Annotated in this window: 7 protein-coding genes and 2 pseudogenes; 1 reads left to right on the plus strand and 8 read right to left on the minus strand. The window is 36.0% G+C overall.

The genetic code is table 11. The features are described 5' to 3' along the window. The first annotated feature begins 191 nt into the window (after positions 1-191). A complete protein-coding gene (locus ACFIL7_RS04755; RefSeq protein ID WP_375636820.1) occupies positions 192-1,454 on the plus strand; it encodes an acetyl-CoA carboxylase biotin carboxylase subunit family protein in 1,263 nt (420 codons plus the stop codon). Positions 1,455-1,725: 271 nt separating this feature from the next. Here the strand turns inward: ACFIL7_RS04755 and ACFIL7_RS04760 are convergent, their stop codons facing one another. The 8 genes and pseudogenes from ACFIL7_RS04760 to ACFIL7_RS04795 all read right to left on the minus strand — a co-directional run. Beyond that, on the minus strand, positions 1,726-4,479 hold the full coding sequence (locus ACFIL7_RS04760; protein WP_375683405.1) for an autotransporter outer membrane beta-barrel domain-containing protein: 2,754 nt from the start codon (positions 4,477-4,479) through the stop codon (positions 1,726-1,728). A gap of 949 nt (positions 4,480-5,428) precedes the next feature. Further along, complete coding sequence (locus ACFIL7_RS04765) at positions 5,429-5,878, minus strand: hypothetical protein (RefSeq protein WP_375633849.1); 450 nt, start codon at positions 5,876-5,878, stop codon at positions 5,429-5,431. Positions 5,879-6,039: 161 nt separating this feature from the next. Next, positions 6,040-6,441: a hypothetical protein gene (locus tag ACFIL7_RS04770; protein WP_375633850.1), complete on the minus strand. Its 402-nt coding sequence runs from the start codon at positions 6,439-6,441 to the stop codon at positions 6,040-6,042. Between the two features lie 362 nt (positions 6,442-6,803). Next, positions 6,804-7,201, minus strand: a pseudogene (locus ACFIL7_RS04775) (hypothetical protein). Between the two features lie 19 nt (positions 7,202-7,220). Continuing rightward, positions 7,221-7,925, minus strand: a complete 705-nt coding sequence (locus ACFIL7_RS04780) for a filamentous hemagglutinin (protein ID WP_375683407.1) — start codon at positions 7,923-7,925, stop codon at positions 7,221-7,223. Between the two features lie 51 nt (positions 7,926-7,976). Further along, positions 7,977-8,377, minus strand: a pseudogene (locus ACFIL7_RS04785) (hypothetical protein). 113 nt (positions 8,378-8,490) lie between these two features. Continuing rightward, entirely contained in the window at positions 8,491-8,652 is a 162-nt protein-coding gene (locus tag ACFIL7_RS04790) for a hypothetical protein (protein WP_375617748.1), read from the minus strand. Between the two features lie 1,078 nt (positions 8,653-9,730). After that, positions 9,731-10,003, minus strand: a 273-nt coding sequence (locus ACFIL7_RS04795) for an XRE family transcriptional regulator (RefSeq protein WP_375683406.1), incomplete at its 5' end; no start/stop codon positions are given.

Genomic DNA, 10,003 nt, shown 5'->3' on the forward strand with positions numbered 1-10,003 from the left:
GTATTATCCCCTTTTGCAGTGGTTGCATGTGAATGGATAATCGACTCGAGCCCTTCTCTCAACATTATCAAAATAATTGCTATGATTGTAGTTGTTATAGGGATGACACTCTTATTTATAGATGCATCAAAGGTATCTACATGGCAACATAAACGCCATTCTCAAAACTCCAAATTTAATAAGGAAACAAAATGAAAAAACTCGCGTTAGTTTGCCAGCGCAATGCAAAATTACCATTTATATTTGAAGCAGCACAAGCAGCTAATATCGAATTAGTAATGATCTATGATACCGCTGAAAGCGCTCCCACTCAACACCCCGCAGCAGTCACTTCAACTTGGCAACTTCCTGTTTTTGATAACCCAGAGCTAGCTCTAGACACTTTTGCAACAGGAGCAAAAGAACGCAATATTGCTGGGGTTATGACCCTTCGCGAAGAAGCCATTCTATGGACAGCTTTGGCTGCAAAAAAAATCAATACTCCAAGTATTGAACCAGAAGTAGCAGCATTAACCAGAAATAAATATCTCATGCGTCAAGCTTTTGCTAAAGCAGGCTTAAGAACACCAGGATTCTTTTATATAGATAATCCAGAAGACCTATCACAAGTACATGCCTTAGACTGTCCACTCGTTATTAAACCCGTCTCTGGATGGGCAAGTGCAGGCGTCATGTTAGCTAAAAATTCCACCGAACTTCCTGATCTCATTAAAGCCGTATGGAATGTTCAGCATAAAGACATGGCACGTTTTAATGATAAAAATAAACCTGTAGGTTTAGTCGTAGAACAGTATTTGTCAGGAAAAGAGTTTGTCGTAGAATGCTTTGTTGATACAGCAGGTGTACACGTTCTATCCGTTGGAGACAAGGGACAGCCTGAGGGACCATGGTTTGAAGAAACAATTTATCGTCAACGCTGTGATATAGATGATCCTTTAATTATTGCTTTATGTGAGGCTGCATGCTCTGGAGTTAAAGCTCTTGGTATAAATATGGGAGCTGCCCATGTAGAGCTACGCCTAGATACTAATAATTTACCTTATATCATTGAGATAGGCGCTCGTATAGGTGGATCAGGTGTTTCCCATTTTATTGTTGAGCAAGGTACAGGAATTTCATTTGCAAAACTATGTATGAATGCCGCTTTAGCTGAACAAACCCCAGACCTTCCCGATATACTCCCAACTGAAAAAGTGGCGGCAAATTATATTATTCCTCTTCATGGGTATGGACGGTTTTCTGGATTTTCAGGTCTAGATAAGGTTGCACAGCATCCTCAAACCGCCAGAACTATCATTTTTTTTGAAACCAATCACATTTCACCACCTCCACCAGCATTTGGTGGATATCCTGGTTTTATTTTCTCTGTTCATAACTCAAACGAAGAAGCACGCAATTACCATAAATGGCTCGATGATACCTTAAGCATCATATGGCAAAATACTGATTTATAATGATAATTTATCGTTATTCATATTGAATGAGAACGCCGATATCGTAGGATTTTCTCATTTTAAATCTGTTTATCAGATGAACAAATTTTTTAAAGCATTTGAAAAATGCTATAGTAGATAAAAATAAATCAACACGATATTTTCATATTTATTAAAACACATGATATCATTATTAAAAGAAGCAACTAAAATTCTGCACAAACAATGGTTTTAATTCCGATAGTAGAACAAGACTTTGAAAATAACATTTATTATTTTTTTAAAAGATTTATTAAAAATGATAGCCCAAACCACCAGAAAAATGAACTCCAGAAAAACCAGCCTTGGTTAACCTATGCTGATAGCTAAGATCACTGTAAAGTGTAACTTTAGAAGAAAACTGCGCATTGATACCCAAACCTGTTTCTAAGGAAGAACCGAAAGCACTCAACTGAAAAACATCTTTAAAATGAACAAATTGTTCTTTACCAAAACAATGAGCAAGATGAATATTGCCATAAAAAGAAGTGATACGATCCTTATCAGAGGCTGTAAATGTTTTACTTAAACGCCCACCAACACGTACAAACCATTGACTCATTTTTTTCATATCAACATCAAATCCATCAATATCACGAAACTTATCAAATTGAAGATGTTGATAAATAAGCTGAAGTTGCGGATCAAAAATAAGATCTTTATATCCTGTCATAAACGTTTTACCAGCAGAAAACGAAACGTTCAAAGGATTTGCTTTTAATGTCGCCGTCTTACCCCAAACATGGCTACGCACATCCCCTTTAAACAAACCATAAGATAAAAGACCATCTATATAAAAACCAGTTTTGTGTTCCACACTACCGTATGACGTAAATGACCATTTATTAAACGTACTCTTTTGGCTTCGTTCCACGTTACGAGGTTGTAAAGAAAGCTTTCCATAGGTTCCCATAATCCCAAAAGATGTCGTACTATATGCGCTCTCTATTGTTTTGAGCAAAATATCTGTTTTTATAGCGTTATAATCAACATGACCATCGTACCCATATTTAAGTATAGAAAGATCTGAGACATAACGATAACTCCCACCATAACCGTGAACAGATAAAGCAAAGTTCCCTTCAACTTTTAATAATTTACGAGGAATAGACCGCGTAGCTTGCAACTGCTTTTGTTGATGACCAATATCCATGAGCCCAACATGAAATAAAGCATTTGGTAACAAAAGATAAGTTGGAACTTGTGGAACAACCTCTCTGACCTTTAACTCGGAAGGGGGAATAGCAGACACCTCTAAAGCAGGCTGAATATATTTACTTTCAAGGCGAAAATCCCAAAAATCTCCATCTCCTTCAACCAATCTTTGAGAAGTTTGTGCATTTCCAAGAGCAGAAGCTGGACCATAAGCATGAAGATAATATTGGTAAGGCAAACCCTCTAATGCGATATAAGCACGATTTAACTGAAAAGAATCCTCTGCCGCTTTTCCAGAAACCTGAATAAGTGAAATACTATGAGCATTTTCACCGGTTGCTATCTCACCCTGATTTCCTGCAACAAATTGCACATAAACTGTTGTTTTTCCAGAAACATCACCATGTATTAAAAGCCGATCAGTTTTTTTATTATCGAGCAAACCATCACTACTGAGATGCGTATTGAGATAAATATCTGCCCTATCTTGCGCACTATAAACTTCTTTTTCTCCCTTCCCAATATGAAGTGTCTGATACTCCTGAAACATTGGAGTCTCAAAAGCAATAAAACTATCAGAAACTTTCACAAATGAAATAGACGAACTTGTACGGTTTGCAACTTGCAAATCGATCTCTCTTCTTTTTGTCAAAAACCATTTTGATCCCCCTGTTAAATAAAGCTCAGCAATAGAATCATCGGCAACACGAGTCCCTCCTATCAATGAAGAAGAATTAGCCAAAATCGCTACACTCCCCCCCTTTTCAACTGTTAATAATAAGTCACCAAAAATTTTTGTACCTTCTGTTACTCCAATATAACTACGACTGTTATTACTATGAACAGCTGTCCCATCTGGAACCTCAAAAATCGTCCTTTTCAAAAAGACAAGCCCCTGTTCATACGCATCATTTTCCCCATCCCTCTCAAAATACATACCATGTTTGTTACCTATTGCTTTAATTGTTGAATCTTCAATATTAACCCGCGAAATTAAAATATTTCCTTCCCTGCCGTTATTGGATGGCGTGTTAGAATCTTGTCCAACTGTTAAAACATGAACATCCGTAGAAATAATATTCGTATTTTTTACATAAACAGAACCCTGATGTTTTACATTGAAAACTGTATGTGTACTTTTTTCATTTGTATTTTCTTTGTCTTCTGTTTTTTGATATTTTGAAGCAATGGTAACACCATCTAAAGTCGCACTCCCCCCTCTCCCCACATAAAGCGCAGCAGCATCATTCACATCAATAAATCCACTTTTCATCTGAATACCCGCATCAGCACTAACGAAAAGAGCACTCTCTTGACCGATACCCAAACCTTCCACTTTAATTTTTGTATTCGTTAACGTAACAGATGCTCCTCGCTTCTCTGCATAAGCAGCAATCTGAGAAGCCTCAATTGTTCCACGATTAACCTCAATCATTCCACTATCAGCTTTAAGACCTATTGATACATTTTTAAAAGCTGAATCGCTCAAAACAATTTTTCCCCCTCGTGATACAAAAACACCATAAATATCTTCTATACCCGCAGTAGCTTCAACCTCTACACGCGTTGCCTGAATAACTGTATTTGGCTCCTGCACTACTATAGCAGCAGGTAACATGAGAGAACGACCCTCCCCATTCTTTTCTTTAACAGGCGCCGTGAATTTATATACTTTATCACTAATTGTATGCTTTGAACCATCACTGCATCCGTAAGGTAATTTGTTTTCATCACATGACAGTGATGTATATGAATGAGAATGTGCCTCAATATTTATATTTAACAAAAAAGAAAAAATAGCTGCTGTAAAAAAGCACGAATACAAGTGATTGTTAGATACCTTGACTATCATTGTTTCTCAAAACTTTCTTTTTTCAACAAAAACAAAAAATGCTGGAAAAAAAATAAACCACAAATTAAACACAATAAGAACAAAACAAACAAAATTATTTTATTTTTTTATGATAAAATCATAGCATTCAATAATATGTTTTGTGTTTTATGTAAAGAAAGAACAAAAAGTTTAAAAATACCATTTAGGAGGACAATCCCTTTAAAGAAGGCATCTCAAAAACCGCTGAAAACTGTAATTACAAAAGGCCCAAAAACCAATCTTAAAAAAACGTGAAAAAATGCGAATTTTGAAGAGATATAATATTCAATTTATCTCACCACAAAAAAATAAAAATACAACAACATGAGAATAACTTTTAAGATTAAACGATTAAAACGTTTTAATAAAACACAGCACAAAAAGATACAATATACGAAATCTATAACCGCATCATCTCTTCAACCACAACAAAAAAACAAGAAATTGCACACTAATGTATAAGCTAATGTACACAATTTCTATATTAAAAATGTTAAATATCTAACAAAGAAATTTGAATAAATAAAAAACTTCTCCTAATACCCTATCATCAATGATTTGAATTAATAAATGTAATATTTTAGATCTTTTGATAAAATCTAAAATACAGTAAAACACTCACCATTCTGAACTTAAAAAACACCAAAATAAAATTTCATCAAAATTAGCTCTATGAAAGCTATCTGTTTATTATCGTTAAAGCAGATATTTTAGCAAAGCTATTATTTGCCATTCTTTATATTGAATAAATTTCTCTAAACAACAACCCACTATCCTCCGCTAGCATCATCTGACCACAACACTATTGCCAATCTCGTAGCTGATGAATATAACTACATTGGAGACAAAAGAGCTATATTTCTCTCTTCTCCCGTTTAATATTTTTATTTAATTATTGCTTTAAAAATCAACGTTCTACTGTTGATGATCACTTGTACAAAGCTTTTTTTATTTTCTGGCGCTTTTTATCATTTTCAAAACGTAACATCAAATCTCGCTCTTGTTTTGTCGAATTGGTTACACCAAAAGTATCATTGTCCATAACCTGCTGATACCCTGCTACCATTAAATTGACTAAAAATGAATCACTTCGCGGCGTTGATGAAAAATAGATTCCCTTTGAATCTTGTAATTTGTACCGATAACCTGCTTTAGTCATGCACTCATAAACTGCTGCAAAATCACTTGCACGCGAATCCATATTTTTAGAAGAAGCGTAGATTGGTTTCCAACCACATTTTGACAGTGCTTGTTGGACCATAGACTTACTGACACCAGACTTTTCCCATAATTCTAACGTCGATGGGGGAGGTTTGCTAATACACCCAGCAGAGCTTAATAAAATTATAGCACTCAATAATTTCAATGTTTTTTTCATTTCCCCCTCCGTCAATATTTACGATAGAAAGACTGATAAGTCTTCTAATATTTACTCACACGCAAGATGACTTTTGTTAGCATATAGATATTGAAGAAACAATCCCCCCCCCCATGGAAAAACAAGAATGTAAGGATTTTTGATTACAGCAGCCTCAATACTTAAGGTTGACATTCAGGTTGTTCTTTATGCTCTTGACAATGAGGACTATTCAAACGCCTCTCTACACTTCGCTGAGGAATAACTGCATCAGGCTGACAAATTGGAAGATTTTTATATTTCTCACACCACTTCATTCTTCCCAATTTATCTTGGAAACCTGCTTGGATCATACATGCATTCACAGACTCCTCAGCATTGAATTTCTCATCCGTACTTGTTTCTGTATCAAGACGACCATCAAGATGCTGTATTCCACATTCTAACAAAGCTTTTTTGATCTCAAGCTGATCAGTACCGGATTTTTCCCATGCATCTACAGCTGTTCGAGAAGGCTGCTCAGGGTAGCATCCAGCCATAACAAATAAGGTTATCCCGCTTAATAATTTTAAAATCTGCTTCATTTTCCTATCCTTGAGTAATTTTGATATTACGAAACAATCTATAAATTATTTTACATGCTGTTTTTTATTTCCAAAACAATGATGAACATTATCAACCTATATTATTTTATCTTTCCGAAGATTATGCCATAATTATTATATCAAAAATACGGTAAAATTATTACTAAAATCATATATCTATCAACGATATGCTTATAATTATTATCAATATTTTGATTACAACCAAAATAGATATTTTATATTATTGCGCCAACAGTTGTGGTACCCATAAATAAATAGCATTGACATGCTGAATTAAGCCCCCCGCGTACGGGTATGAGAAACATGAAGGTAGGGATTGTGATCGTCACAAACAGCAAGACTTAAGGTTTGCATTCAGGTGCATTTTTATATTTTTTACAAAAAGGGCTGTTCACGCGCTTCTTAACACTGTGCCTCGGGATGACAGCACCCGGACGACAAATGGGCAAGTTTTCGGCTCTATGATTCTCGCACCAAGTCCCCCCACTTTATCACGGAAACCTGATTGGAGCATACAAGCTTCTATGGTTGCTATTGCATTGTAGCTGAGCTTTCTGCTTTCTGGATCAACATCATAAGGCGTTGGCATACCACATTCTAATAATGCTTTTGCTACCTCAGTAAAATCTGCTCCAGGTTTCTCCCGCGTAGCTATCTCTCCTGGAGGAGTTTTATTAAACTGGCACCCAGCTATACTCAATAGAGTTATCGCGCTTAATAATTTTAGAGTTTGTTTCATTTTTACTCCATGATTTAATTCAAGGCTTTTGTTCTAAATGAGATGTGTCATAAAACTTTTGGCATTTATAACCCACATCTCCAAGACAAGTATGGAAGCTTATGGGATTCATGATCACTCTCCACCATTCTTTCCAAACGTTACTACCAGCAGGGAGTGTCCCGTAGGTATAGCCATTACCGCCAATAATTCTGCTTACAAAGTCAAATCTATTCCCATCAAAACCAATAATGGTTTGTTTGCCATCACTCACATAACCTAACAGACCGTATGCAACTAAAACATTAGAGGCTGGTCCATAGAAATTGATATTCGTGTTATCGGCTATCCCGCGAACACCTTCTTGTTTGAAAGAATTCAGCATATTCCCCAATGTCATTGTCCCGCGGCTATGTCCATAAAGTTCCAACCCTGTAATACCATGGCTATACACCAAATCTTTTGCTTCTTGTGTGGAATTGGTCAAACCCCAAAAGTTATTTTCCATAAACTTCTGATAACCCGCGACCAAAAGTTCTGAGATAGCAGAATCAGCTTCTGGGAACACAACAAAATAAAGCGGATTATTTTTATCCTTCGCATGTTGCTCTGTATAAACAGCGGCTTCCTCTGGTGGAGTAAAGATGCCATTAAAGGATACATGCACCTTGCCATCAGAACCTTCTTGCAAATGCTGCTTTTCTTCATCCGTTAAATAATGAAAGAGAGGGAACAATCCCACCATTCCAAGCGAAGGCAAGGATAGCGGATTGTTGCTTATCACTAGCTGCAAGATTTAAGGATAGCATTCATATTGTTCTGGATGCTTTTTACAAAAAGGGCTGTTTAAGCGCTTCTTGACACTGCGCCTCGGGATGACAGCGCCTGGACGACAAATCGGCAAGTTTTCGGCTTTATGATTTCCACACCAGCCCCCCCTATCATATTTATCATGGAAACCAGCTTGAATCATACAAGCTTCTATGGTTGCCCATGCATTGTTGCTTAAATTTCTGTTTTCCGGAAACACATCATAAGGAGCTGGCATTCCACATTCTAAAAGTGCTTTTTTACCTCAAACCGATCTGCTCCTGATTTCTCCCACACCGTGAAGTATTCTTCAGGAGGTTTATTAAACTGGCATCCCATTATAACTAATAAAGCTATGCAACTCAATAATTTTAAGCTTTGTTTCATTTTTTCCTCCTTAAAGGGACTTGTACTCGATTGAATGAGCCATGAACATACCGACATGCTTGGCTCGCATCTCCAAGGCAAGTATGGGGATTTATGGGATTTGTAGCCACTCTCTACCATTCTATCCAAACGTTACTGCCAGCAGGTATCGTCTCGTAGGTATAGCCATTACCGCTAATAATTCTGCTTACAAAGTCAAATCTATTCCCATCAAAACCTGTTTCACGCGTCTGTGAATGGCTGCTATGATGGTCTGTCATGCCAACAATCGTCATACTTTCTCCCATTACATTGATATCTTGATCGGAAATCAGATGAGAAGCAATAATCGTAGCATCTCATTGTACATCCATATCAACATTGCCTGTTGCCTCAAGGATAGAGAGAATTGTTGTTGTGTGTGTTTCAGAGCTATTGGAAGATTTCTCGTGTAAAAAGCCATTTTCCGATGATTGTTTTTGCTAGTCGTAGTGTTCTTGAGCGCCTTTTATGGTAATATTGAATAATTTTGCACCGAAATACAGTTGCGGAGTGCATTTTGTCCGCCTCCACTTGTAATAAAAATTACTCTTGTATCAATATTAAAAAAATAAGTTTGATCCTTCCTCTTGTGAGAACAATAACAATAAGAATCGTAAAACTGTCACACGTTCATTGTTCTCTTTAATTTACTCTTCTATGAGATTTTATTGTAATACCTTGCTGCTGTTTATTAAAGTTTTTGTAAAAACAATGATACAATGCCTCATGTAACTTTGTTATCCACTATTTTCTACCAACGCCAATCCTCTTTGAGAAAAAATACATAAAGAACTTTATCTTCGCTTCTAAAAGCAATAGTAATTTTCTAAACAACAAAATTTAAACAACCAATTTTTTAAAGAGCTTAAAAAACAATTCTTACAATAACTTCTCTTGTGAAACAGAACTTCATTAATACGTTTAGAAAAAGATATCTGCCTATAATCATGTATCTGGTAAAATCTATTTGCACTGTTAGGCATTTTAACCTGAAAGACTTATATTGATGGCACAGCTCACCATCAAAAAAACGCCTAATATTTATATGATTTTGTCGTTACCGTAAGCAATGGCTCACAAAAACTTCCAAAGCAAAATAATAACGAGCAGATTTTTTCAATCTAGATTGTTCTAACCTTTAGAGAAAACAATCAAACACCTGTTCTCCTGATGACATCAGCTATTTGTTTTGAGTTTTTTCTCTATTCACATTTTATTGCTGTTTCTTTTGCTAGAAATAACAAGACCTCTTTTTATCTATATAGATAATTGATTTTATATATCTTTTTAAAAGTACGGGATACGTGGATAAAAGTTAAGGGAATAGGATTTTTAACATTTCTCTATAAAGCACGCTTCGCACAATGTTTCTAATGTTTCTTTGAAGTCTGCTAACGCTTCTTGATGTAAGCCATCTAAAAGTCTCATAAACGCAACAACAGTTTCACGTTGCAACGGAGTAGAAGGCTTTATGATGATGCTTTTTCGACAAGAATAGGCTTCTTTCCTTAAGAGTAAAGCCTTCTCTTGATCTAAAGCATAGAGTTCAATTATCTTTTCCTCCAGTCCTACAGGAACAGATTTTTTGCCAATTTCTACAGCAGA

Origin of the sequence: Bartonella sp. AP3QHHD (assembly GCF_042195765.1) — a bacterium.
In the GTDB taxonomy this organism is placed as follows: domain Bacteria; phylum Pseudomonadota; class Alphaproteobacteria; order Rhizobiales; family Rhizobiaceae; genus Bartonella.

Coding starts and splice junctions, on each gene's coding strand:
- ACFIL7_RS04755 (WP_375636820.1), top strand. CDS start 192: ATGAAAAAACTCGCGTTAGTTTGCCAGCGCAATGCAAAATTACCATTT.
- ACFIL7_RS04760 (WP_375683405.1), bottom strand. CDS start 4,479: ATGATAGTCAAGGTATCTAACAATCACTTGTATTCGTGCTTTTTTACA.
- ACFIL7_RS04765 (WP_375633849.1), bottom strand. CDS start 5,878: ATGAAAAAAACATTGAAATTATTGAGTGCTATAATTTTATTAAGCTCT.
- ACFIL7_RS04770 (WP_375633850.1), bottom strand. CDS start 6,441: ATGAAGCAGATTTTAAAATTATTAAGCGGGATAACCTTATTTGTTATG.
- ACFIL7_RS04780 (WP_375683407.1), bottom strand. CDS start 7,925: ATGGTGGGATTGTTCCCTCTCTTTCATTATTTAACGGATGAAGAAAAG.
- ACFIL7_RS04790 (WP_375617748.1), bottom strand. CDS start 8,652: ATGACGATTGTTGGCATGACAGACCATCATAGCAGCCATTCACAGACG.